At 52.9% G+C, this 24,104-nt stretch carries 21 protein-coding genes and 1 other RNA gene; 19 read left to right on the top strand and 3 right to left on the bottom strand.

Features of this window, described 5'->3' with window-relative positions; translation table 11 throughout:
* Positions 1-21: 21 nt before the first annotated feature.
* The 11 genes from KNP84_RS01920 (at position 22) to KNP84_RS01870 (ending at position 10,093) form a co-directional block, all read left to right on the top strand.
* Positions 22-909 carry a YitT family protein gene (locus KNP84_RS01920; protein WP_021065456.1) on the top strand — a complete coding sequence of 296 codons (888 nt, stop codon included), beginning with the start codon at positions 22-24 and terminating at the stop codon, positions 907-909.
* 73 nt (positions 910-982) lie between these two features.
* Positions 983-1,207, top strand: a complete 225-nt coding sequence (secG, locus tag KNP84_RS01915) for a preprotein translocase subunit SecG (protein WP_012726902.1) — start codon at positions 983-985, stop codon at positions 1,205-1,207.
* A gap of 90 nt (positions 1,208-1,297) precedes the next feature.
* Positions 1,298-2,050, top strand: coding sequence for an alpha/beta hydrolase (locus tag KNP84_RS01910; RefSeq protein WP_483299371.1), 753 nt, complete (start codon positions 1,298-1,300; stop codon positions 2,048-2,050).
* Positions 2,051-2,066: 16 nt separating this feature from the next.
* Positions 2,067-4,469, top strand: coding sequence for a ribonuclease R (gene rnr / locus KNP84_RS01905; RefSeq protein ID WP_215114100.1), 2,403 nt, complete (start codon positions 2,067-2,069; stop codon positions 4,467-4,469).
* Positions 4,470-4,518: 49 nt separating this feature from the next.
* Positions 4,519-4,989 (top strand): SsrA-binding protein SmpB, encoded by a 471-nt coding sequence (gene smpB / locus KNP84_RS01900; RefSeq protein ID WP_029595066.1) that lies wholly within the window; start codon positions 4,519-4,521, stop codon positions 4,987-4,989.
* Between the two features lie 49 nt (positions 4,990-5,038).
* Positions 5,039-5,394: a transfer-messenger RNA gene (gene ssrA / locus KNP84_RS01895) on the top strand.
* 127 nt (positions 5,395-5,521) lie between these two features.
* Positions 5,522-5,677, top strand: coding sequence for an alcohol dehydrogenase (locus KNP84_RS01890; RefSeq protein ID WP_215114099.1), 156 nt, complete (start codon positions 5,522-5,524; stop codon positions 5,675-5,677).
* A gap of 744 nt (positions 5,678-6,421) precedes the next feature.
* Positions 6,422-7,258 carry a GIY-YIG nuclease family protein gene (locus KNP84_RS01885; protein WP_215114098.1) on the top strand — a complete coding sequence of 279 codons (837 nt, stop codon included), beginning with the start codon at positions 6,422-6,424 and terminating at the stop codon, positions 7,256-7,258.
* A gap of 383 nt (positions 7,259-7,641) precedes the next feature.
* Positions 7,642-8,250 carry a hypothetical protein gene (locus tag KNP84_RS01880; RefSeq protein ID WP_215114097.1) on the top strand — a complete coding sequence of 203 codons (609 nt, stop codon included), beginning with the start codon at positions 7,642-7,644 and terminating at the stop codon, positions 8,248-8,250.
* 155 nt (positions 8,251-8,405) lie between these two features.
* On the top strand, positions 8,406-9,281 hold the full coding sequence (locus tag KNP84_RS01875) for an HNH endonuclease signature motif containing protein (protein ID WP_215114096.1): 876 nt from the start codon (positions 8,406-8,408) through the stop codon (positions 9,279-9,281).
* 164 nt (positions 9,282-9,445) lie between these two features.
* Entirely contained in the window at positions 9,446-10,093 is a 648-nt protein-coding gene (locus tag KNP84_RS01870) for a hypothetical protein (protein WP_215114095.1), read from the top strand.
* A gap of 47 nt (positions 10,094-10,140) precedes the next feature.
* On the opposite strand, the gene KNP84_RS01865 is transcribed toward KNP84_RS01870, so the two are convergent.
* Positions 10,141-10,332 carry a hypothetical protein gene (locus tag KNP84_RS01865; RefSeq protein WP_131485055.1) on the bottom strand — a complete coding sequence of 64 codons (192 nt, stop codon included), beginning with the start codon at positions 10,330-10,332 and terminating at the stop codon, positions 10,141-10,143.
* 139 nt (positions 10,333-10,471) lie between these two features.
* Here KNP84_RS01865 and KNP84_RS15320 point away from each other — a divergent pair, with 139 nt between their 5' ends.
* From KNP84_RS15320 to KNP84_RS01855, 3 genes are all read left to right on the top strand, one after another.
* Positions 10,472-10,786, top strand: coding sequence for an NAD-dependent epimerase/dehydratase family protein (locus tag KNP84_RS15320; RefSeq protein ID WP_353049096.1), 315 nt, complete (start codon positions 10,472-10,474; stop codon positions 10,784-10,786).
* The gene (locus KNP84_RS01860; RefSeq protein WP_353049095.1) at positions 10,737-11,888 is read left to right on the top strand and encodes a Rossmann-fold NAD(P)-binding domain-containing protein; all 1,152 of its coding nucleotides are present in this window, start codon (positions 10,737-10,739) and stop codon (positions 11,886-11,888) included. Before KNP84_RS15320 ends, KNP84_RS01860 begins: the two co-directional genes overlap by 50 nt.
* A gap of 146 nt (positions 11,889-12,034) precedes the next feature.
* The gene (locus KNP84_RS01855; protein ID WP_251131101.1) at positions 12,035-13,579 is read left to right on the top strand and encodes a SulP family inorganic anion transporter; all 1,545 of its coding nucleotides are present in this window, start codon (positions 12,035-12,037) and stop codon (positions 13,577-13,579) included.
* Here the strand turns inward: KNP84_RS01855 and KNP84_RS01850 are convergent.
* Both KNP84_RS01850 and KNP84_RS01845 read right to left on the bottom strand, forming a co-directional pair.
* Positions 13,576-13,905 carry a YolD-like family protein gene (locus tag KNP84_RS01850; RefSeq protein WP_131437869.1) on the bottom strand — a complete coding sequence of 110 codons (330 nt, stop codon included), beginning with the start codon at positions 13,903-13,905 and terminating at the stop codon, positions 13,576-13,578. The two genes, KNP84_RS01855 and KNP84_RS01850, sit on opposite strands and share 4 nt — an antisense overlap.
* Entirely contained in the window at positions 13,902-15,197 is a 1,296-nt protein-coding gene (locus tag KNP84_RS01845; protein WP_214799116.1) for a Y-family DNA polymerase, read from the bottom strand. The genes KNP84_RS01850 and KNP84_RS01845 overlap by 4 nt, the downstream gene beginning before the upstream one ends.
* A gap of 237 nt (positions 15,198-15,434) precedes the next feature.
* Here KNP84_RS01845 and secA2 point away from each other — a divergent pair, with 237 nt between their 5' ends.
* From secA2 to trhA, 5 genes are all read left to right on the top strand, one after another.
* Positions 15,435-17,804: an accessory Sec system translocase SecA2 gene (secA2, locus tag KNP84_RS01840; RefSeq protein ID WP_215114093.1), complete on the top strand. Its 2,370-nt coding sequence runs from the start codon at positions 15,435-15,437 to the stop codon at positions 17,802-17,804.
* Between the two features lies 1 nt (position 17,805).
* Entirely contained in the window at positions 17,806-18,627 is an 822-nt protein-coding gene (locus KNP84_RS01835; protein WP_215114092.1) for an SLAP domain-containing protein, read from the top strand.
* Positions 18,628-18,919: 292 nt separating this feature from the next.
* Positions 18,920-21,664 (top strand): bifunctional 2',3'-cyclic-nucleotide 2'-phosphodiesterase/3'-nucleotidase, encoded by a 2,745-nt coding sequence (locus tag KNP84_RS01830; protein WP_215114091.1) that lies wholly within the window; start codon positions 18,920-18,922, stop codon positions 21,662-21,664.
* 209 nt (positions 21,665-21,873) lie between these two features.
* Complete coding sequence (locus tag KNP84_RS01825) at positions 21,874-23,316, top strand: carbon starvation CstA family protein (RefSeq protein ID WP_021065477.1); 1,443 nt, start codon at positions 21,874-21,876, stop codon at positions 23,314-23,316.
* Between the two features lie 95 nt (positions 23,317-23,411).
* A complete protein-coding gene (trhA, locus tag KNP84_RS01820) occupies positions 23,412-24,083 on the top strand; it encodes a PAQR family membrane homeostasis protein TrhA (RefSeq protein WP_215114090.1) in 672 nt (223 codons plus the stop codon).
* The last annotated feature ends 21 nt before the right edge of the window (positions 24,084-24,104 follow it).

The following is a 24,104-nucleotide window of genomic DNA, read 5'->3' as shown; positions in this document are numbered from 1 at the left end:
TATATGGAAGGGGGACAACCAATGAAACGTCAACAACAACATCTATTGCGTCAACAAGTCTGGAAGAAGCTCCAATCGATTTCCTTGAAGGATATCGCCTGGATCGTCGCCGGCTCATTCATTCTCTCGTTCGGGGTGAACTACTTCACCGTTCCGAACGACTTCTCGGAAGGCGGCCTGCTCGGGGTCACCATCATCCTGTATTACATGTTCGGCTGGGACCTCGGGGTCACGTCGATTATCGGGAACGGGATTTTATTCATCGTCGGCTATAAGCTGCTCGACCGCCGGACGATGGTATACTCGGTCGTCGCTGTCATCGCGACGTCATTCTTCCTAAGCTTGACCCATGACTGGGGCAGCCCGGCTGAGGACAAACTGCTTGCGGCCGTCTACGCCGGGATTATGATCGGGGTCGGCATCGGCATGGTGCTCCGCGTCGGGGGGACGACCGGAGGCGGGGTCATCATCGCCCGTCTCATGGAGCGCTATTTGCATATGAGCGTCGCTGTGTCGATGTTCATCATCGATGCCATCGTCGTCGGGGCGTCGGGCTTCATCCTCGGGGAACAGATCGTGCTCTATACGTTGATCGCCATCATCATCGGCTCGTGGGTCATTGACCTCGTCGCTGAAGGGCTCAACATCCGTAAGGCCGTCACGATCATCAGCGACAAGCAAGAAGAGCTCGCCGTCGTATTGACGGAGACGCTCGGCCGCTCGGCGACGATTATCCATGGCCACGGCTACTATACGAAGCAAGATAAGAACATGCTGTATATGATCGTCGACAAGCGCCAAGTCGGTCCACTCAAGAAAATCGTCGAAGTGACAGACCCACGTGCCTTCGTCGTCATTCACCAAGTGAAAGAGGTCATCGGAGAAGGGTTTAGCTACCCGTCCCGATAATTTGAAAGCTGGTGTTTTGACGCCAACTTCTATATAATAAGAAGCGTGTAAAAAGAAGGAGGAACTGACTACTATGCAAACGATCGCTACAATCAGCCTACTCGTCGTGGCTGTTTTATTGATTGTCGTCGTACTGCTCATGTCAGGTCGGTCGCAAGGTCTTGGGGCGATTGCAGGTGGCGCGGAGCAGTTGTTCGGCCGCCAGAAAGCGCGCGGCTTCGACGCTGTTTTGAACCGAACTGCAGCTGTACTAGGCACATTGTTTTTCATTTTAGGATTACTAGTCGCATCACTATGATGAAAGGCTGATCGTTCTCGGTTTTTACGTGAGGCGGTCGGCTTTTGTTTTTTTCAATTATTTTTTGGGAATAATGGATTGTATGAGGAGATGACGTTAGCAATGAAGATTACAGCACCGAAACCGTTCTTCTTTGAAGGCGGACCACGTGCCGTGTTGATGTTACATGGCTTTACCGGATCGAGCGCGGATGTCCGCATGCTCGGTCGTTTCCTGCAAAAAGAAGGCTATACGTGTATGGGTCCACAGTACCGGGGCCATGCCGTCCCGCCGGAAGAATTGCTTCAGTACGGGCCGGCGGACTGGTGGGAGGACGTCTTGAACGCCTACCAGTCGTTGAAAGAGAAAGGCTATGAGGAGATTGCCGTCTGTGGCCTCTCGCTCGGCGGCGTCATGTCGCTACGCCTCGCTTCGGAGGAGAACGTCAAAGGCGTCATCCCGATGTGCGCCCCGACCGGAATCGATGCCGAGGACCGGTTATACAAAGGAGTCAAAGCCTACGCTCGAGAATATAAGTCTCGAGAAGAAAAATCGCCTGAACAGATCGAACAGGAGATGGCGGACTTCAAACCGATGCCGACGCTCAAGGACCTCCGTGCCTTCGTCCGTGACACGACGACAAAACTAGAAGATATTTTCGTCCCGGCGCTCGTCGTCCAAGGGGCAAAAGATCAAATGGTCGATCCTGAATCTGCACACGAAATTTACGAGGCGATTAATGCGTTCCAAAAAGAACTGCTCATGTACGAGGAGTCGGGACACGTGATCACGCTCGATAAAGAAAAAGAGAAACTGCACCAGGACGTGCTCGATTTTCTCGAAACGTTAGACTGGTCAGTTTGAAAAAGGAGGTGTCACGTTGAATTTACGTGACCAACTACTAGAAATTATCCAAGCCAGTGATAAAGCACTGACAGTGGACCAGTTGACCGAGCGTCTTTCGCTCGAGTCGACGGATGCTTTTAAAGAACTCATCCGCACCTTGAACACCCTCGAAGAAGAGGGCTTAATCGGCCGCACACGGACGAACCGTTACGGGACGCTCGCCGTGCTCGGCCAAGCAGCGGGAATCATCTCGATTCACCAACGCGGCTTCGGCTTCTTATCGGTCGAAGGCGAGACGGAGGACGTGTTCCTTCCGCCCGACCAATTGAAAGACGTCTACCACGGGGACACGATCCTCGTCAAAAAACGCGAGGACAACCGCGGCAAGACCGAGGGCGTGCTCCTCAAAGTCTTGAAGCGCGGCTTGTCGGAGTTCGTCGGGACGTATACGCTCCCGAGCGGACGCCTCGACCAGTTCGCTTTCATCGAGCCGGATGACAAGCGCATCAACTTCTGGCCGGTCGTCAACCCGGACAAATCGCTCGGTGCCGTCGATGGTCATAAAGTCGTCGTCCGCATCACAAAATATCCGGACGGACGTTTCGCCGGAGCGTGTGACGTCGTCCGCATCATCGGACACAAGAACGACCCAGGCGTCGACATCTTGTCGATCGTCTATAAGCATGGCATCCCGACGGAGTTCCCGGAAGATGTCATCGACCAGGCGAACGCCGTACCGGACGAGGCCGACGAGAAAGACTTCATGGGCCGTGTCGACCTTCGTAACGAGACGATCTTCACGATTGACGGCGAAGACGCGAAAGACTTGGACGATGCCGTCCACGTCAAAAAACTCGACAACGGCAACTATGAACTCGGCGTCCACATCGCCGACGTGTCACACTACGTGACGGAAGGGTCACCGCTCGACGTCGAGGCGTTCGAACGGGGGACGAGTGTCTATCTCGTCGACCGTGTCATCCCGATGTTGCCGCACCGTCTCTCGAACGGGATTTGTTCGCTCAACCCGCACGTCAACCGTTTGACGCTCAGCTGCGTCATGGAGATCTCCCCGCAAAACGGGAAGGTCGTCCATCATGAGCTGTTCCCGAGTGTCATCAAGACGACGGAACGGATGACGTATACGAACGTCCGTGAAATCATTGAACGTGATGACGAAGCGACGCTCGAACGGTACGAGCCGTACATCCCGTTGTTCGACCTCATGGCCGAACTCGCGGAAGTGCTCCGCACGCGCCGTAACTCACGTGGTGCCATCAATTTCGATTTTGCCGAGGCGAAAGTCGTCGTCGACGAAGAAGGCAAACCGGCCGACATCGTCTTGCGTCCGCGCTCGGTCGCCGAGAAGTTAATCGAAGAGTTCATGCTCGCGGCCAACGAGACGGTCGCCGAACACTTCCACAAGATGGACGTGCCGTTCATCTATCGTGTCCACGATAACCCGAAACCGGACAAGCTCGATTTCTTCTTCGATTTCGTCGCGAACTTCGGCGTTCACATCGAGCGGTTCAAAGGCCAGAAGGTCGAACCGAAGACGCTGCAGAAGATTTTGAAAGCAATCTCGGGTGAACCGGAAGAGCCGGTCATCAGCACAATCATGCTCCGTTCGATGCAACAGGCGAAGTATGACGACGTCTCGCTCGGCCACTTCGGCCTCGCGACCGACTTCTATACGCACTTCACATCGCCGATTCGTCGGTACCCGGACTTGATCGTCCACCGTCTCATGCGCACGTACGTCTTCAACGGCGACGTGTCTGAGAAGACGATTGCCAAGTACGAGGACCGTCTCGACTCGATCGCCGAACAGGCGTCGAAACGTGAGCGTCGTTCGGTCGATGCCGAACGCGAGACGCAAGCCTTGAAGAAAGCCGAGTACATGGAATCACGTCTCGGTGAAGAGTTCGACGGTGTCGTCAGCGGTGTCACGAACTTCGGAATGTTCATCGAGCTCCCGAACACGATTGAAGGACTCGTCCGTCTCCAGTCGATGGATGACTACTACCACTTCGACGAGTCGCAACTCATGTTGCTCGGCGAGCGGACGAAACGTCAGTTCCGCATTGGTGACGCGGTGCGCGTCAAGGTCGACGCCGTCAACTTGGACGAGCGCACGATCGACTTCACCGTCGTCGGCATGCCGAAACGGGAACAGTCGCGCCGTCGCCAACCGACGACGATCAAAGCGACGGAAGGCCGTCCGAAGAAGGACGACAAAAAAGGCCGCGGTCGTGACGACAAACGTCCGAAGCGCGGCAAGCCAGGCAAACCAGGGAAACCAGGTCAAGCCGGCAAACCGTCTAAACCAGGCGAGAAGCCGAAGACGTCGCAAGGACGCTCGGCACTCGACTTGAAGAAGAAAGACGGTCAAAAACGAACAGGCGACGCCAAACGCGGAGCGAAGAAGCGTCGTTGATGGGAGGGGGCGACCCCTCCTCCATATTGAAGTAAAGGACTGAATGTCTATGGCCAAGAAGAAAGATTCGAACGCACTCGCGCAAAACCGAAAAGCGTCCTTCGATTATGCGATTGAAGATACGATTGAAGCCGGCATGGTGTTGACGGGGACCGAGATTAAATCGGTGCGCCAGTCAAAAATCAATATCGCCGATGCGTATGTCCGCTTTGACGGTGGCGAGGCGACGCTTCATAACTGTCATATCAGCCCGTTCGAGCAAGGGAACCGGTTCAACCATGAGCCGCTTCGTGTCCGAAAGCTATTGTTGCATAAGAAGCAAATCAATCAGCTCATCGGGGCGCAAGGGCGTGACGGGTATACAATCATCCCGCTCAAAGTGTATCTCAAGAACGGCTTCGCTAAATGTCTCCTCGGCATCGGGCGCGGGAAGAAGAAGTATGACAAGCGCGACGACTTGAAGAAGAAAGACGCGAAGCGTGACGTCGACCGGGCACTCCGGGACCGGCAAAAATACTGACAGCGAGACCTGATTGTGGTATAGTTGTTGTAGTACCAATTACCACCTCGGGGACGTTATGGATTCGACGGGGGTAGGTCGGTCGTATGTGGCGTGTCGAGGGGTCGGCCTCGTTAAAACGCAAACGCCTATAACTGGCAAAACTAACACACAACTCGCAGCAGCCTAAGTGCCCTGCGGATCCTGACATCCATCGCTTGTGTGGATGATTATCAGGGTCTCAAACTAAGCAAGCTACGCTTCAACCTCGCCGTCTGAGGGCGCGAAGAAGAGATGAACCAGACTGGATGCGACAACGCCTGTTTATCGGCAGTGTCACATTGAGATTCAATAGATAAACTACACACGTAGAAGCATGCGTTACGATGCCTTCGGACGCGGGTTCGACTCCCGCCGTCTCCATTTTTAAGCAGTCTGCAACGACTGCAATCAATGATATTTCATGAAGACCTTCTAATTTCATTGAGATTAGAAGGTCTTTTGATTTGAACGGAGCAACTCAATCAGAATGAAATGAAAGCAGGTGAACGGAATGGGGAAATATCAATTGGATACGAAAAGTAAAGTGGCCGCTGCCAAGTATCAAGACGGCAAAAAACCAGCTGTCTCGAATAAAAAAGATAAGATCAATCAGATTCGAGAAGCATATTTGCAGAAGCAAAAAGATAAAAAACAATCTGGTGAATGATTAGACAGCTTAGCTGACTTCAGGTGTTCTCTTATAAGAAGTTGAAATGAACGAAGAGGGTCATCCATGCGTAGTTTATGCATGGGTGACCCTCTTTTTGTTTCTCCGTTTGTTAATCAGATTCGAATTATTTCTATTTCACGCACAATCATGCTAGAAGTTAATACATTTTAATTTTCATACGGGGACTTATAGAACGTTCTTCAAGATTTCGTTATAGCGTAACGTTGCTAGTTCACTCGGTTTGCCTTTTTGGCAGAATGACAGCTTCGCTAGTTTTGGGACGACCCGTTCGACCACAAATCTTTCTGTCGACCAGTTTAGACTGCAGGGAGGCCATGGCTTCCGAAAAGCGTTCATCCTCTTTGGCGCGATTATAAAACAATAGGACGTATACATAGAGAAAGAGATTGTAATTTTGGAATGGGTACGCGACTTGTATAAATAACGTCCCGATACTAAAGTGGCACGGCCAATCTGCTCACGAATCGTCCGATAATCAAGCAAAAAATCAACGGCCTGATCAAGTGAAGGTTCTTTATTGATATAATCAGTGAATCGGATATATGCAGGGCATTTGAAGTTCGCAACGGGTTCGAATACTTTGTTTCAGCACCATGACTATAACTGAATTGATTAATGTATAGATTAATGCCATTTCTTTAAGTTTTAGATTTTTGGAAAATTGAATAATAGTATGGCAATATTAAACTAATGACTTAAATCATCGACAGGAGCCATGACATGAAGTTTGGGAAGACAATAAAACTATTTTTAATTGATGGAGATCCAAGTGGTCGCTTAACTTGTGAGCTGTCTAATTGGACTGGACTTGCTTATCGGATTCCACGAACGGAAGTAAAACGATGTAAAGACCGTTCAAATTTAAACTCAACAGGGGTATATATGTTGTTTGGTCGTAGCGAAGATGCAGATGCAGTGTACATAGGAGAGGCAGAAGATGTCTATAAACGTCTGCAAGATCACCTGCGAGAAAAAGATTTTTGGAATGAAGTACTAGTTTTCATCAGTAAGGATGAAAATCTGAACAAGGCGCATATTAAATATATTGAAAATAAATTGTACGAAAAAGCACAAACAATCAAACGTTATAAATTATTGAATGGAAATATTCCACCGATGTCTTCTATTTCAGAATCGGACCGTGCTGAGATGGATGAATACATCAGCAATTTAATGATGATTGTTAATACGTTGGGACATAAACTTTTTGAAGGACTTAAAGATAGTCAAGAGATGGAGTCAGATAGTATTTTTTACATTGAAGGGAGCCGCGGGGCAAAAGCAAAAGGTGTTCAAACGCATGAAGGATTTGTTGTTTTAAAAGATTCAAGAATTGCAACAACTGTTGTCCCTTCATATTCAGAACGACTTCATGCTAAGCGCAATTTCTTGATTGAATCGAATGAAATAGCAATTATAGACGGTGAATATGTAGTTATGCAGGATATTCTGTTCTCTAGCCCTTCGGCAGCTGCTGATCTTGTGACGGGTCGTAGCGCTAATGGATTGACTGAATGGAAAAACATTAATCAGCAAAGTATTCGTGATTTATCATAGTTCTAAAAACAGAATTTCTTATTGTGCTTGATTGTGGCGTTGAATAGCAAATCGTAATGTAATATCCGACAACGCCTGTTTATCGACAGTGTCACATTGAGATCCAAAGGATAAATTAAACACGTAGAAGCATTTGGATGCCTTTGGACACGGGTTCGACTCCCGCCGTTTCCATTTTGATAAATGGCTATGTCCATAGTGAATCACTATAACATTGAGATTATTGAGTTTATTGCTCGATAATCTTTTATTGTGGATATACGACATACTTTATGTGCACGAACTGATTCAAAAGGTATGGAAAATTGTTTATCGAATATAAGTTATTAGGTTGTGTTTTATTTTTCATATGATGTGACGTATGACGAAAAAGGAGGATCTCTATGTCAAAAAAATCTACGGAATTAATTATCAATGGGGTCAAGAAGTATGGTCCGGCAGTAGGCAAGTTTGCACTTGAACATAAAAAAGAAATTGTTGGAGCAATTGGTGCACTCGGTGTAAAGGAACAACTTAAAAAGCGTACGAATAAAGAATCAAATCCTAAAAAAGCAAAAGACAAAATTATGCATCCTCGAAAGAAGAGATATCAATACTATTTAACAGAGGTAATCCCTACAGTAGATACTCGAAATCGAGACGAGTTGTTCCAGTACAAGTTAGAAGTGGAGCAATGCATTCAACAAATTAAATTGGAGCAGGCGCAGGACATCGTCATCAAAAAACAGATTCATGAGAGTCGGGTAAAAGAGTGGGATGCAATCATGTCTCAAATCGTGAGCCAGATGACCGTGAAAGATTATATGGAATATTTAAAGCTCTTTAACAATCCGGAATATCAAAGCGAGTACTTCAAAGGCTTTGAAGGAGATGTTGAGAAATTTAAAAAACTAAATACTATCGAACAGTATGATACGTTAGTCCACTATATTCATGAAAAAACAAATATTGATATAGAACAAATCAAAAAAGAGTTTTCGGCTCCTGTTTGAGTTACCTTGATCCGTTCTTGTTCCTCCTTCGTTATAATCGATGATGTAACGAAGCAGTGGGGGTGAGGTCATTGGGCTGGGATTTGAGTGTTGCTGAAGCAAAGGACGTCTACTTAACAGAAACTGACTTATGGCGCTATACACAGCAATTTTTAATGAATGCAACACATACGACGACGTACAAACACATGCTCATGAAAGCGTTGCTCGAATGTACGACTGAACTGAGTGATTCCGGTGTACTGACGTTCGAGCAAATTTCTAAACATGTGACGAAGATGTATTGGAATTTGATTGTGACGCACGGATTGCGACAAGTGAATCAGACTGGAAAGATGAGTTCGGTGGAACAAACAATGCTCGTATTTCAAGCGACGCATGAAATTCCGTCTTCATGGAACTTTGACCGTCTGCCAGATGAGCAGCAGCAACAATTGATTCGGGAAGTGAATCGGTTCTATAAGAAATACGTGTACGGCTCGTTTTATGCCTCGTTCGATGGAACCATTTATTCGTTCAATCGGAAAGAGGAATGGGTCAAACTCGTGCCGAGCTATATCGTCTTCTTTGAGAAATATAAGCGGGTATTGATGAACGTCACGAACTATCAACTCGCTGTCTTCTTAGAGAAATACAATACACGTGATGCAATGGAGCGAATTTTGAGCAAACTCGAGTTTGTCTCAGCCCGTCAATCGCTCGACGAGTTCAAGCAGATTTTGCTGAGTCACGGTCATTCTATCTGTTTTTATTGTATGAAGCCGCTCAAACAGATTCATGTCGATCACTTTATTCCATGGTCGTATATGCAGAACGATGTATTATGGAACTTCGTGTTGGCATGCCCGAGTTGCAACACGAGCAAGAATAATCGGATGGCGAAGGTGGATTATCTTTATGCACTCGTGGAACGAAATGAAGAACTGCGAGTAGCAGAGCAGATGGAGACATACAAAGAGACAAAATTAATTCACTTGTACGAGTATGCGGTCCAAAATGGGTTTGAAGCCGATTGGGCACCGAGGGTATAGATGATATTCAAAAAATCAGGATCTCAGAAAACTAGAAACTCATTACCTTTAAAACTATACCTGTGAATAAAATAAACCCTTCCATAAATTGTCTGATACACTGATAGAAAGAAGCTGAGACACTTTCTTCTGGTGGTACATAGACGTTTAGAGGAGGTATTGGTATGAAGCGCTTTTGGAAATGGGGATTAATTACGATTGGGGTGCTTGTCGTCGGGATGGGTGGGCTCGTTTTTGCGTTCAATCAGTCTATGCAGTCCGATCCCGATGAAGAAGCAAAAGCCATTCAACTCGCGGAGCCGTATGTAGCGGAGCGTTTCGACAATGCCGAATTGACGACAGAGGTCACGTTCGACAACATGGGCAATTTCCCGTTCGAGTATGCGGCGACTGCAGTTGATGCCGTGACAGGGACCGAATTTTTTGTCTATGCAGATGAGACGACAGGGGAAGTCGTCGACACGTTCCTGGCATCGAAATGGGAAGATGACGTGACGGATGTCATCGAGGATTCGGTCATGACGGCGTTTGGCCGTGATGTCACGTTCGATGTTTTTTACGATGAAGTAGCCTTACGACAACTCGACGCTTCGGCGGCGAACCCGCTCGCCTATAAAACAGCCGACGTCGTACCGACAATCTTGGTGACGATTCCTCGGATGCCGGAGTCAGGGGATGAGGCACTCGTCCGCACCTGGATGGCAGCGCTACAAGAGAGCGACATGTTACGCCATGCGGATGTTCATGTCGACTATGTCGCTAAAAACGGGAAGATCCTTAATGACGGTATTCCGTTAATTCTATTGTTCTAATGAAAAACACTTTCTGCACGCAGGAAGTGTTTTTGTTCAATCCATGGTCACCACAAGTTAAACAAATCCGCCACAATCGCATCACTGCCGTCTTGGAACATGAACAAGCCGAGTGCAATCAACAGCCCTCCAATGACGAGTGTGCCGAACCGCATCAGTCCGTTTGTGTTCTTTCTAAATAGGCCGCGTATCACAAGCCCTCCACCGATCAATAGCATCAAGAAATACCAAAACCCCATAGCCATTCCTCCTCCGCCTGTAGTTGAGTTCAGCTTACATAAATTTTCCAGTACATACTGTAGGGCGTGAGACTGATTTAATCTCAGTCCAAGACGGGTACAGTACCTTTATGTGTAAATAAAGGGGAGAGTGACCACTATGCGAAAAACCATCGTCATCGCGGGCGCGAGCGGCTACATTGGCTCGAACGTGATGGACCATTTAAAAGAAGAATACGACATCATCGCTTTGTCCCGTTCGACGAAACACAAGGAAGACGAGGACCACATCACGTGGCGTTCGTGCGATTTGTTCTCGTATGAACAGACACGTGAGGCGTGCGAGGGAGCAGACTACGCCATGTTCCTCGTCCACTCGATGATTCCGGACGGCGGATGGATTGACGCAAGCGACGTTCGAAGACATGGACGCGCTCATCGCCGACAACTTCGCCCGGGCGACGAAAGCGAATGACATCGAACAGATTGTCTATTTGAGCGGAATCATTCCGAAAGAGTCGAAGACGTTGTCCCGTCACTTGAAGAGCCGGCTCGAGGTCGAACGGATTCTCGGTGGGCAAGGCGTGCCGGTGACGACGATTCGGGCCGGGCTCATCATCGGTCCGGAGGGCTCGTCGTTCCCGATTCTCGCGAAGCTCGTCAAACGGTTGCCGGTCATGATTCTCCCGAATTGGACGAAGACGGAGACGCATCCGATTGATTTGCGTGAAGCCGTCCAGGCGCTCATCTCGGTCGTCGGCGCCGAGGCGCTGTACGACCATCATATCGATATCGGCGGTCCGGAAGTGATGACGTATCGCAAGATGATTGAAGATACGGCTGACGTCATGGGCAAACGTCGCGTCATGATTGACTTCCCGTTCCCGACCATCAAGCTGTCCCGCCTCTGGGTCATGGCTGTGACGGGTGAACCGAAAGACACCGTCTATCCGCTCGTCGAGAGCATGGGCCACGCCATGGTCGCGAAAGACACGACCGGCGTCAAACAAGGGGAGATCCCGTTCAAGGAAGCGGTCGAGCACGCGCTCGAGGAAGAAGAGAAGCAGAAGTCGGGCGGCGGCAAGAAGAAAAAAGCGCCGCAACAGTATACCGTCCGCTCGATTCAACGGTTCGGTCTGCCCGAGAACAAATCGGCGCTATGGATGGCCGACACGTACTTCGAGTGGCTCGGCCGTCTCGCCTATCCGCTCATCCAGACGACGAAAGAAGACGATGATTGGGAGATTGCGCTCCTGCGACCGTCACTCGTCGCGCTTCATCTGTCGCTCGAAGACGAGGCGACGGACGATATGGCCTCTTATGAAATCGATGGCGGCTTGTTCGCGAAGTTGAGTGAGGATGACAAGACAGGCCGACTCGAGTTCAGACGGCTCCCCGAGTCGGACGAAGGGCTCGTCGCCATCCATGAGTTCGTACCGGCGCTGCCGTGGTGGTTCTATACGAAGACGCAGGCGAAAGCCCACCTCGTCGTCATGTGGTTGTTCGGCCGTCACGTCCGTCTGCTTGGGGAAGATGCGGATGAGGGCGATCAAGTCGTCGAGGCACCCACGAATTAACGAAGACGCATCCATCGCGATGCGTCTTTTTGTTTTGTCGATTATGTTAACGTTTCGCCAGAGTCGTTTACAAAGGACAGGGACAGGCGTACACTGAACTCGTTTTCGACCTAATAGAAAGAAGGAATGCAAGAATGGACAACCTCATGACATCACGCCAAGGATGGCAGAAAGACATCTCGGCTGGGATCACCGTCGGGGTCGTCGCCGTCCCGCTCGCGATGGCGTTCGCGATCGCCTCGGGCGTCGGACCGGTGTACGGGCTCTATACGGCCATCATCGCCGGCATCCTCGTCAGCCTGTTCGGGGGCTCGACGTTCCAAATCGCCGGACCGACCGGCGCCTTCATCCCGATCGTCTCGGGCGTCATGCTCGCGCACGGTTACGAAGGGTTGCTTGTGACGACGTTCCTCGCTGGGATCCTATTGTTCCTCATGAGCGTGCTCCGCGTCGGACGACTGATCCGCTTCATGCCACGGGCGGTCACAATCGGGTTCACGGCCGGGATTGCCGTCGTCATCTTCGTCGACCAGCTCGATGAACTGTTCGGCATCTCGTTTCAGAAGGCGCCGCACTTCCACGAGAATTTACTGAAGCTCGTGACGTCGTTACATGAAGCGAGCCTATGGCCTGTCTTCATTGCCGCCATCGGTTTCTTGACGCTCTGGCTCGTACCGAAACTGCCTGTCAAATTGCCGCTTCTCTTGATGGCGATGCTCGTGCCGACTTTCGTCAGTCTCGTCATCCCAGGGGAAGTCGCGACGATCGGCAGTGCCTATGGCGGCATCCCGAGCGGACTGCCTGAGTTCAACTGGCTCGTGATCGACCTCGATTTGATTGCGACGCTCATGCCATCGGCGTTCGCCATCGCCTTCCTCGGGGCGCTCGAGTCGCTATTGTCGGGTGCGGTCGCGGACGGCATGGCCGGTACGAAGATGAACCCGGACAAGGAACTGTTCGGGCAAGGGCTCGCCAACGTCGTCGTCCCGTTCTTCGGCGGGATTCCGGCGACCGGCGCCATCGCCCGGACGGCGACGAACATTCAAGCAGGGGCCGTCAGCCGCCGCTCCGGCGTCATCCACGGGTTGACGGTGCTCCTCGCCGTGCTCGTGTTGGCACCGCTCGCGAGCTATGTCCCATTGGCCGCACTCGCCCCAATCTTGATGCGCGTCGCTTGGAATATGTCGGAGCGGCACCACGTCTTCGAGATGCTCAAACATCGGTCGGCCGAGTCGCTCGTTTTGCTCGTCACGCTCGGGCTGACTGTGTTCGTCGACCTCGTCGTCGCCGTCGAGGTCGGGGTCATCTGTGCACTCGCCTTGTTCGCGAAACGGATGGCCGATACGATTGACGTCCGCGAACAGACGGAACGGTACGTGACGCGCGACGGACAGGTCGTCTTCAGCGTCGAAGGACCGCTCTTCTTCGGGGCGATTGAGATGTTCGAGCATGTGTTGCATCATATCCATGACGAGCCTGACGTGTTCATCTTCAACTTCCACCGTTGTCCGGTCATCGATGTGACGGCCGTCGAAGAGATTCGCCGCGTCGTGCGGGAATTGAAAGCGGCCGACCGTCGTGTCGTCTTTGCGCACTTGTCGACACCGGTGCGCCAGACACTCACGCATTACGGCGTGCTCGAGTACGTCGACACGTTTGAGACGACGCAGGAAGCGATTGACGCGTCTTAACGGACAGACAGAATTTGACCGAACGGGATGCGGCGCACGTCCGTGTCGAACAGCTCGACTTCACGCTCCGCATAATAGATGGCATGAACGTAGCCGCGCACCGTATGGGTCATACCGTTGTCGAACAGCGTCAGCTCAACGGCGTCACCTTCACGGATGGCGCGTTCGAGCTCGGTCTGCCACAAGTAGAGCAATTGCTCATCCAAGTCGGGCAGCTCAATCTTTTGGACGTGGGCGTAATATTTCTTCAGGAGCGCCACGTGCTCGGGCATGAGGAACGGAATCCATTTCAATTCACCGCGGTCTTTGTAGCGGGTCTGGCTCATGACGATTCACCTCCTTGTTTATGTCCGCCGATGAGGCGTTGTCGCGTCCGGAGCGGACTGTCTTTCAATAAACTCGATGCTGGGCGGATCGTGCCGCGTCCGAAGCGGACGTTCAAGCTATCGACGAGATCGAGGAAGTCGAACCGGCGCGCCCGGGCCCACTCATCCTCGAAGAAGGAGAGTTGGACATGGTCGCTCCTTGGCTCGAGCTTGCCGAGGGCGACCGAGACGTAACGGACTGCCTCCGTCTCGTCCCAGGCGTCGAGGAAAAGCGTCAACAACACCGGCAAGAACTCGCGCTCGTCCGCTGTGAAGCGGGCGAGCTTTTTTTGTTTGCTGAAGCCGCGCCGCTCGCTCGTCCGGGTGTAGCGAACGCCGAGATGGACGCTGCCGCCGACGAGACCAGCCTGTCGCGTCCGCATCCCGACCTCGACGGCGATGGCCTGTAGGACGAGCCGGATGGCCGCGTACGTCGTATAGTCTTTCATGAGCGTGATGCCGTGGCCGATCGTCCGGGGCCGCTGCCGCTTCGCGCCGAACAAAGAGCTTGGCGGGAGGATTGTCGGCGACTCATCGATGCCCCAGGCGTGATGCCACAGCTCGGCGCCGATGACGCCGAACTTTTCATGGAGCGTCTCGAGCGGATAGCGGGCGAGGTCGCCGATCGTGTCGATGCCGAGCCGCCGGAGATGGACTTCCATCTTCGCACCGACGCCCCACATCTTGCCGATCGGGGCCGGGTGAATTAATCGTTCGACGTCGTGGAGGAAACAGCTGGCGACACCCGTCTTCTTCCCATGAAGGTCGAGGACGAGCTTGGCGAGGACGTTGTTCGGACCGATGCCGATCGTGACCGGGATGCCGGTATAGCGGAAGACGGTCGAGCGGATGAGGCGGGCGACGTGCGCATCGTTCCCGAACAGCCGCTCCGTCCCCGTCAAGTCGACGAGCGTCTCGTCGACCGAGTAGACGCGGATTGCCTCCGGGGGTGCGAACTGATGCAAGATGTGGACGATTTGCACGGATACGTTCAAATAATGGCTCATCCGGGCCTCGGCGTAGATGACGTGCCGCCGCTCGTGCCACGGCAACCGGTCGATGTGGAACCGTCTAGAGCCGGTCTTGATGCCGAGCTGCTTCATCGGCGGCGTCGCGGCGAGGACGAGGGCGCCGTGGTCTTGGAGGTTTGATAAGACGACGAGTTTCGTCTTGTACGGGTTTAACTTGCGGGCGGCGCACTCGCAACTGGCATAGAACGAGACGCTGTCGATACAAAAAATCCGACGTCGCATAGCCACCTCTCCTTTTTACGAACAAACGTTCTGTTTTTTTTCATCGTATCACGGTCTCACGCCGTCTCAAATAGAAAAATGAAAAGAAATTTTTAAAATAGTAAAAAAAGGGTGTAATGAATAGTGAAATTCCAACTTTCTGGGATTTACCAAAATAAAAAAACGAGTCGGAAACAAAATCCGTTATAATGAGAGGGTAGCTAGACAAATATGGTTTCGGACGATGGAGGCTATCCTGTGATTGATTTTGTGAAGCAATTGACCAATGATCAGGCACGACGATTGAAAACCTATAAGAAACAAGTCGAACGCATCAACGCGTACGAGGAAACGATGCGCGCTTTAGACGATGAGGCGCTTCGCCAGTACGCGCTCGAACTGAAACAGCGGCTCACGGACGGTGCGGACGTCCGCGCCATCACGGAGGAAGGGTTCGCTCTCGTCCGCGAGGCATCCGTCCGGACGATTGGGCTCCGTCACTATGACGTCCAGCTTATCGGCGGCCTTGCGCTACTTGAAGGGAACATTGCCGAGATGCCGACCGGGGAAGGGAAGACGCTCGTCGCGGCATTACCGGCATTCGTCAAAGCACTCGAAGGAAAAGGCGTCCATGTCATCACAGTGAACGATTATTTGGCGCAACGTGACGCCGAACAAATCGGCAAGATTCACACGTTCCTCGGGCTTACGGTCGGGTTGAACGTGCCGGAGATGGAGCTCCCTGACAAACAAGCGGCGTATGCGGCCGACATTACATACGGGGTCGGGACCGAGTTCGGGTTCGACTATCTTCGGGACCACTTGGTCGGCTCGCCGGAAGAACGGGTACAGCGTCCGTTCCATTTCGCCTTGCTCGATGAAGTCGACAGCGTCTTGATTGACGAGGCGAAGACACCGCTCATCATCGCCCAGAAGGATGAGTCACATGTCCGCCTGAAGCGGCTCGCCCAAACCGTGTTCGGTCAATTGACGGAAGACGACTATACGGTCGACCTCGAGGCGCGCGCCGTCATGTTCTCGGATAAGGGCATCGAGAAGATTGAAGCGTTGTTCTCGGTCGACAACTTGTTTTCTGCTGAGCACCACGTCCTCTATCACTACATGATGCAGGCGCTCCGGGCGAACGTATTGTTCGAGCGGGACGTCGACTATATCGTCCAAGAAGGCAAGATCGAGTTGATCGATTTGTTCACGGGCCGGGTCATGGAAGGACGCAGCCTGTCGGAAGGCCTCCATCAGGCGCTCGAGGCGAAAGAACAGCTCGACATCACCGAAGAGAACAAGACGACGGCCGAGATCACGATTCAACACTACTTCCGGATGTATCCGCTCCTCGGCGGCATGACCGGGACGGCCCAGACGTCACGCGAAGAGTTCATGAAGACGTATCAGATGGATGTCGTCCAAGTGCCGACGAACCGGCCGCGTCTGCGTGAAGACTTGCCGGACCGCGTCTTTGACACGATCGCCCATAAATATGCGGCGGTCGGCCAAGAGGTGGCGGCCATCCACGCGACGGGGCAACCGATTCTGATCGGGACGACATCAATCGCTCAATCCGAAGCGGTGAGCGAACAGCTCGAGCGACAGGGCATCACGCATGAGCTGTTGAACGCGAAGACGGTCGCCCAAGAAGCCGAGATTATCGCCGAGGCGGGACGGCTCGGACACGTGACGATTGCGACGAACATGGCCGGACGCGGGACCGACATCGTCTTAGACGAGACGGCGCGCGAACGCGGCGGCTTGTATGTCATCGGGACGGAACGACACGAGTCGCTCCGCGTCGACAATCAGCTCCGCGGACGGTCGGGACGCCAAGGCGACCCAGGTATGTCACGTTTCTTCGTCTCACTCGAGGACGACCTCGTCAAACGATATGCCGCCGAGCGGTTGAAACGTGTCGAGCACAAACTGAAGCCGGACGAGCACGGGGAGATTCGCCATAAGGAAGCAGGCGACATCATCGAATACGCCCAGACGACGATCGAAGGCGTCGGCGTATCGGTTCGCGACTACATGTTCAAACTCGACGACGTCTTGAACGAACAGCGCCGCATCATCTACTCGATTCGCGATGAGGCGGTCGATGCCAATGCGACAGCCATCTTGAACAACGTGCTCGCCATGATGCGCCTCGCGCTCAACGAGACGCTCGACCGTCATATCGACGCTGAGCTCGTCCCGGAAGAGTGGGCGACCGAGGCGCTCATCGAGGACTATGTCTATTTGACGCAACAGGCGCCGACATGGGACGACACGGTCGGAGACAAAGAAGAGTTGAAACGAGAACTCGCACCATGGATCGACGGCATCGTCGCGACGGCGCAAGAGCGCATCGAGGGCTACCCGGAAGTCATCGCCTTCGCGCGGCAACAACTGCTCAGCCACCTTGATATCCGCTGGACGAACCATTTGACGACGATGAACGCCTTGAAAGAGGGCATCGGACTCCGCAGCTACGGCCAGGAAGACCCGAGTCGTCAGTTCGGCAAGGAAGGGCTCGAGATTTTCCAAGAGACGTATCTCGATATCGCCCGCGACGTGACGATTCAACTGTGCCAGCTTGATCTATACTTTGCGCAACGGGAAGAGGAGGGGCTGTGACATGTTCGGACTGTTGAAACGAAAAAAAGTCGAGACGATCATCCGCCAAGACGACGAGCGGGCGCTCCGCCTCGTGTTCGATGAAGGGATGGACATCTCGAAAGAAGATGAGTACGTGTTCCGTTATCATGCGACGACGCTGCCGCCGCTCGCGGACAACCAGTTGTCGATTGAACTGCTCAGTGCGACGAAGAACCCGGGCGGTCTGTCCGTGGTCGCCTTGTTCCGCAACACGGTCGCGACCGTGTTCTCGCTCGACGAGATCCCGGTGCTCTTGTTGAACGAACGCCGCGAACCGCTCGGCCAGAAGATGCTCAGCCGGATGGACTTGCCGTCGTTTGAGGCGATGACGAGTAAGCCCGTCTATCTCGACTTTTTCGAGGAGGAACTGTTCACCGATGTCGACGAACTCGACACCGAGTCGCTCCAACTCGCCTTCCAAATGAACCCGACGGCACCGCTCCAAGATATCTCCGACGCCGAACGGGACGCGTTCCCTGACGTGGCGTGGCATCGCCTGAAGCGGATGAACGTCCTCAGCCGTCCGGTCGCCGAAGGCCAGTTCGATTTGTTGCTCGTCCATCTCGACGTGACCGACACGGAAATCGGCGCCTCACTCCTCGTCCGGAACGGCTATTCCGAGCAGGCGCTCCAAATCCCGCGCCTCCCACTCGAGTTGATACAGCGAGACGAGGTCGTCGGCCGAGCCGATGCCGTGCTCGCCGAGCCAATCTTGCCGAAACACGACTATCCGCTCCACGTCCGCTTCCCGCGGCCGGAAGGCGACAACGACGGACCGATCTCGATTCGCATCCGTTCGTGACGATATGACCATCCCCGATACGCGTCGGGGATGGTTTTTTAGGTCTAACGAACTGCTTGTGCGAAGTCTAGCCTCTGTACAAGTTCGACCAAAAAAATCTCGTGAAGCGAAGTCGTCTGTTCGGTTCCATCATACTGATTCGGACCTTTTCCATGTTCTCGGAAAGTCGTCTGAGACTAGACCTTTCTTTACCAAATTTTAAAGGAAATAGGGCGTTAGATTCATTAAATTGAGAGTCCGGCTATGGTATATTTAGTCCGCAATGCACACCACATGAATGGGGAGAAAAATCATGTCTAAATTTACGAAGATGGCCATTGCTACGTCGCTCATCGTCCCAACACTTATCCCGCTCCAACACGCGGCAGCGGAAGACGAGGACGTCGTCAAACTGCGCTTCTTGGAGACGACCGACCTACATACGAACATCACGAACTACGATTACTTCCAGGACAAAATCGATAACACGATCGGGTTGACGAAAGTCGCGACGTTGATTCAGCAACATCGCACGGACGCCGGAAAGCCGAACACGTTCCTATTCGATAACGGGGATACGCTTCAAGGGACGCCGTTCGGGGATTACGTCCGCGAGCAACACCAAAAAGCACCAGGCGCGTTCGAGCATCCGATGTATCAAGCGATGTCGGCGCTCGAGTTCGACGCCGTCACACTCGGGAACCACGAGTTTAACTTTGGGCTTCAGTTCTTGTATGACGCGATGCAAGGGTCGAAAGGCAAGCTTCGCTTCGTCAACTCGAACGTGAAGGACTTGTCAGGTGAGCCGATCGTCTCGAAATACAATGAAGACGGACAAGAAGTCCAAATCATTGAACGCCAAGTCGTCGACGGGGACGGCGAGACACATACAATCAAAGTCGGCGTCTTCGGTGTCGTGCCGCCAAAAATCATGTCGTGGGATTCAGGGAACCTCCAAGGCAAGGTGACGGCAGATGATATGGTACCGGCAGCAAAAGCGGCCGTCGCCAAATTGAAAGAGCAAGGTGCGGACGTCGTCGTCGCGCTCGCGCACTCAGGGATCGGGGAAAGTGCGGCACTTGCGGAAGAACAGTCAGATGGGGAAGAGAACGTCGGCTACGCGCTCACGAAAATCGAAGGGCTCGACATGGTCATGACCGGTCACCAGCACGGGCGTTTCCCAGACGCGAATGGCATGTTCACTTCATTCCCGAATGTGGATATGAACAAAGGGACAATCAACGGCAAGCCGGTCGTCATGGCGAACAACCAAGGGAAAGACCTCGGTGTCATCGACCTCGACCTCGAGCTCGTCGACGGCAAGTGGAACGTGCTCGACGCGAACGCGAAACTCGATACAGTCAAGGCGGACACACCGGTCGACCCGACGATCGCCTCGCTCATCGACGCGGACCATAAGGCGACGATTGAATACATCAACCGCCCGGTCGGTGAGATTCAAGACGACATCCAAAGCTACTTCGCGCTCGTCCGTGACGACGCGTCGGTCCAGTTCGTGACGAACGCGCAGAAATGGTACGTCGAGAAAGAACTCGCGACGAACCCAGAGCTCGCGGCGTATAAAGAGCTCCCGATCCTTTCAGCAGGGGCACCATTCAAAGCCGGTAACCGTCAGTTGACAGACGCCAGCTATTACACGAACATCCCGAAAGGCTCAATCGCATTGAAAAACGTGGCCGACCTATACGTCTTCCCGAACACGCTCGAAGTCGTCAAAGTGACAGGCGCGGACGTGATGGACTGGCTCGAGATGTCAGCTGGGGCGTACAAACAAGTGTCGGATATGAACGATGAATTGCTCAACTTGGAGTTCCGCAGCTACAACTTCGATATCCTTGACGGCCTCACGTATGAGATTGACGTGACGGGTCCAGCCAAGTTCGATGCGGGCGGGAAATTGATTCCGGAAAACAAAGATGCAAACCGCATCAAGAACGTGAAGTACAACGGCAAGCCGATCACACTCGACCAAGAGTTCCTCGTCGCGACGAACAACTATCGGGCTGGCTCGACATCGTTCCCAGGTCTCGGTGGCGGGAAGAACATCGTCTATCGTTCGGCGTATGAGACACGGAACGTCATCTCGGACTATATCGTCTCAGGCAAGCTCGAATACAAAGCGGATGACAACTGGAAGATTGTCGCTGATGCGAAACGGACAGCGAAGTTCGAGACGGCCGATGCCGGCAAACAGTACGTCGACCTGTATGAAGGCATCGAAGCGACCGAGACGACACGTCCGGATGCGGCGAATCGCTTGTTCCGCACATACACGATCGAACTCGATCAAGCGGCAGTCGAACTCGCCCTCACGGTGAACACGATTAAACCTGGCGCGAAAGCGGTGACAGGGACGACGACACCGAACGCCAACGTCACGTTGAAAGATGGCGACAAAGTGCTCGCGACAGCGAAAGCGGACAAAGACGGTGCGTATACGCTCGTGACGAAACCGCTCAAGCTCCGTCAGTCGCTTACCATCGTCTCTGAACTCGATGGCGCTTCGGTCACGGAAACGAAAGTCGTCGGTGCTGGTTTCGTCGGTACGCCGGCGCTCGCGTCGAAGTTGACGTACGCCAACACGAACGTTATTACCGGAAAAGCGACACCGGAGACGAAGTTGACGCTCAAGCGTGACGGCAAGACGATCGCATATGCGACGGCTGACAAGAACGGATTGTTCGAATTCACGAAACGGGCCGGCTTCATCTATGGCGACTATGAAGTCGTCGCCAAAGATGTGACGGGAACGGTCGTCAAAGCGAAGGCGTTCACGCTCAAGAAAGCGGCCATCGCGACACCGAAGAACACGAAAGGCGTGAAAGCCGGCACGAAAGCAATCATCGGGAAAACGACACCGGGAGCCGTCGTCGTCTTGAAAGACGCGAAAGGCAAACAAGTCGCCAAAGTGAAAGCGAGCTGGGCCGGAACGTATACATTCACATTCAAAAAAGGTCTCGCCAAAGGAAGCTACGCGGTCATCGCGAGCGACTATACTGGCGCAGGGGCGAAGCAAGCGAAGTTCGCCTTGAAATAAGCGATTCAACCGAGACGGCGTCCTAAAAGGGCGCCGTTTTTTCGTGATCGAAAAAGTGTCAAAAAAGTGAACGAAACCCCTTACAAAATTTTGGGAACTCCTGTATAATCAGTCACGTAAGCGTTTACATTATACGTGTAAAACAACGGGATTCATTTTTTCGGGGCCGACGGGGATCGGCTACATATGTACAAAAGGGGACAGCACACATGATTACATTCTTTATTGCCTTGGCGATTTTATTCGTCGGGTACAAAGTGTACGGCAGCTATGTCGAGAAGACGTTCGGCATCAAAGAAGAGCGGACGACACCTGCCTATGCGTCACAGGACGGCATCGATTACGTGCCGATGGGGAAAAAACGGAACTCGATGATTCAACTGTTGAACATCGCCGGTGTCGGGCCGATTTTCGGACCAATCATGGGGGCTCTCTACGGACCGGTCGCGTTCCTATGGATCGTCTTCGGGTCGATTTTCGCGGGAGCGGTACACGACTATTTGACGGGCATGATCTCGCTTCGTAACAACGGAGCGCACTTGCCGCAGCTCGCTGAGAAGTTCCTCGGCCGCTCGCTCCGCCACGTCGTCAACGGGTTCGCACTCTTACTCTTACTCTTGGTCGGGACAGTATTCGTCACGTCACCGAGTAACATGATCAACAACTTGTTCGACGGCAATGCGACGACACTAACAATCGTCATCTTCGCCGTGTTCGCGTACTACATCTTGGCGACGCTCCTTCCGGTCGATAAAATCATCGGACGCATCTATCCGTTCTTCGGGGCGCTCCTCATGATCAGCGCCGTCGGGATTGCTGTCAGCCTGTTCGCACAAGGCTACCAGATTCCAGAGATGACACTCACGAACATGCATCCGGATGGCTTGCCGATTTGGCCGCTCCTCTTCTTCACGATCTCATGTGGGGCGTTGTCTGGTTTCCACGCCACGCAGTCGCCGATCATCTCGCGGACGACGATGAAAGAAAGCAATGGCCGTGAAATCTTCTATGGCATGATGATCGTCGAAGCGGTCATCGCCATGATTTGGGCCGCGGCAGCCATGGCGATTTTCGAGCCAGGCGAATTGCTCGGGTTGATTCAAACGGGTACACCGGCACTCGTCGTTCAAGAAGTGGCAACACTCATGCTCGGCAGCATCGGCGGCACACTCGCCATCCTCGGTGTCATCGTCTTGCCAATCACGTCAGGTGACACGGCTTTCCGTAGCGCGCGGATGATTATCGCCGACTATATGAGCATCGCGCAGAAGAAATTCTCGTCACGCCTTTGGATCGCACTTCCACTCTTCGTGATCTCATACGCGCTCACGAACATGGACTTCCAGATGCTCTGGCAATACTTCAACTGGGCCAACCAGACGACGGCGGTCATCGCCTTGTTCGTCGGGGCGATGTACTTGTACATCAAAGGGCGCAACCACTATATCGCGCTCATCCCAGGGACATTCATGTTGTATGCCGTCTGGTTCTACATTTTGACGGCACCGATCGGCTTCAAGATGGATGGGGTCATCCCGTACGTCATCGCCACCATCGGGACGATCACGTTGCTCGTCTTGTTCCACATGCGCGCGAAAGCGATGCGAGCACAAAATATGGAATGTGACGTTCCGGTGAAGGAAGTCGCATAATTCACAGACATGGGTCGCTTCGGCCCATGTTTTTATTTGCGTTGAAATCGGGAAATGACCATACTAGAGGAATAGATTTGAAAGGTGGGACCTGAATGGATCAAGAGAAGCTAAAAGACATGCTCCATGCCGATACGCTTGGAGAAGAGATTGCGAGCGCCATCACCCACGGGCTTGGCGTCATCTTCAGCATCGTCGCATTCGTTCTGCTTGTCATGACGGCAACCGAGACGGGAAGCACAGGTAATGTCATCGCGGTGAGCGTGTTCGGGGCATCGATGATTTTACTGTATCTGTTCTCGACACTCATGCATGCGATTCCACACCCACGGGCGAAGCTCGTGCTCCAAGTGTTCGACCATGCCGGGATTTACTTACTCATTGCGGGGAGTTATACGCCGTTCGCGCTCGTGTCGCTCAAAGGGACGCTCGGCTGGACGTTGTTCGGGATTGTTTGGGGCGTCGCCGTGCTAGGTATCGTCTGGAAGTTGTTCTCGACGGGGAAATACATGTGGGTGTCGAACGTGACCTATCTCGGCCTCGGCTGGATTTGTCTCATCGCCATCCGCCCGCTGTACGAGTCGCTCGGTCATAACGGCTTCATGTTGCTCCTCGCCGGAGGGATCGCCTATTCGGTCGGAATCATCTTCTACGTATGGCAGAAGTTGCCGTTCAACCATGCGATTTGGCACTTGTTCGTCCTAGCCGGAAGCGTGTTTGTTTTCCTTAGTATCTTGCTCTATGTGGCACCGAATACGGGTCTTTGAAACGGACGTCCTGCGGGGCGT

The organism is Exiguobacterium sp. s70, from assembly GCF_018618315.1.
Classification (GTDB): Bacteria; Bacillota; Bacilli; order Exiguobacteriales; family Exiguobacteriaceae; genus Exiguobacterium; species Exiguobacterium chiriqhucha.
Note: the sequence above shows the minus strand (reverse complement) of the source record. Positions and strands in the feature narration are given on the sequence as shown.

Coding starts and splice junctions, on each gene's coding strand:
- KNP84_RS01890 (WP_215114099.1), top strand. CDS start 5,522: ATGGGGAAATATCAATTGGATACGAAAAGTAAAGTGGCCGCTGCCAAG.
- KNP84_RS01860 (WP_353049095.1), top strand. CDS start 10,737: ATGGACGCGCTCATCGCCGACAACTTCGCCCGGGCGACGAAAGCGAAT.
- KNP84_RS01855 (WP_251131101.1), top strand. CDS start 12,035: ATGACATCACGCCAAGGATGGCAGAAAGACATCTCGGCTGGGATCACC.
- smpB (WP_029595066.1), top strand. CDS start 4,519: ATGGCCAAGAAGAAAGATTCGAACGCACTCGCGCAAAACCGAAAAGCG.
- KNP84_RS01870 (WP_215114095.1), top strand. CDS start 9,446: ATGAAGCGCTTTTGGAAATGGGGATTAATTACGATTGGGGTGCTTGTC.
- KNP84_RS01880 (WP_215114097.1), top strand. CDS start 7,642: ATGTCAAAAAAATCTACGGAATTAATTATCAATGGGGTCAAGAAGTAT.
- KNP84_RS01910 (WP_483299371.1), top strand. CDS start 1,298: ATGACGTTAGCAATGAAGATTACAGCACCGAAACCGTTCTTCTTTGAA.
- KNP84_RS01920 (WP_021065456.1), top strand. CDS start 22: ATGAAACGTCAACAACAACATCTATTGCGTCAACAAGTCTGGAAGAAG.
- KNP84_RS01845 (WP_214799116.1), bottom strand. CDS start 15,197: ATGCGACGTCGGATTTTTTGTATCGACAGCGTCTCGTTCTATGCCAGT.
- KNP84_RS01885 (WP_215114098.1), top strand. CDS start 6,422: ATGAAGTTTGGGAAGACAATAAAACTATTTTTAATTGATGGAGATCCA.
- KNP84_RS01850 (WP_131437869.1), bottom strand. CDS start 13,905: ATGAGCCAGACCCGCTACAAAGACCGCGGTGAATTGAAATGGATTCCG.
- KNP84_RS01825 (WP_021065477.1), top strand. CDS start 21,874: ATGATTACATTCTTTATTGCCTTGGCGATTTTATTCGTCGGGTACAAA.
- KNP84_RS01835 (WP_215114092.1), top strand. CDS start 17,806: ATGTTCGGACTGTTGAAACGAAAAAAAGTCGAGACGATCATCCGCCAA.
- KNP84_RS01875 (WP_215114096.1), top strand. CDS start 8,406: ATGAATGCAACACATACGACGACGTACAAACACATGCTCATGAAAGCG.
- KNP84_RS15320 (WP_353049096.1), top strand. CDS start 10,472: ATGCGAAAAACCATCGTCATCGCGGGCGCGAGCGGCTACATTGGCTCG.
- KNP84_RS01865 (WP_131485055.1), bottom strand. CDS start 10,332: ATGGGGTTTTGGTATTTCTTGATGCTATTGATCGGTGGAGGGCTTGTG.
- trhA (WP_215114090.1), top strand. CDS start 23,412: ATGGATCAAGAGAAGCTAAAAGACATGCTCCATGCCGATACGCTTGGA.
- secG (WP_012726902.1), top strand. CDS start 983: ATGCAAACGATCGCTACAATCAGCCTACTCGTCGTGGCTGTTTTATTG.
- KNP84_RS01830 (WP_215114091.1), top strand. CDS start 18,920: ATGTCTAAATTTACGAAGATGGCCATTGCTACGTCGCTCATCGTCCCA.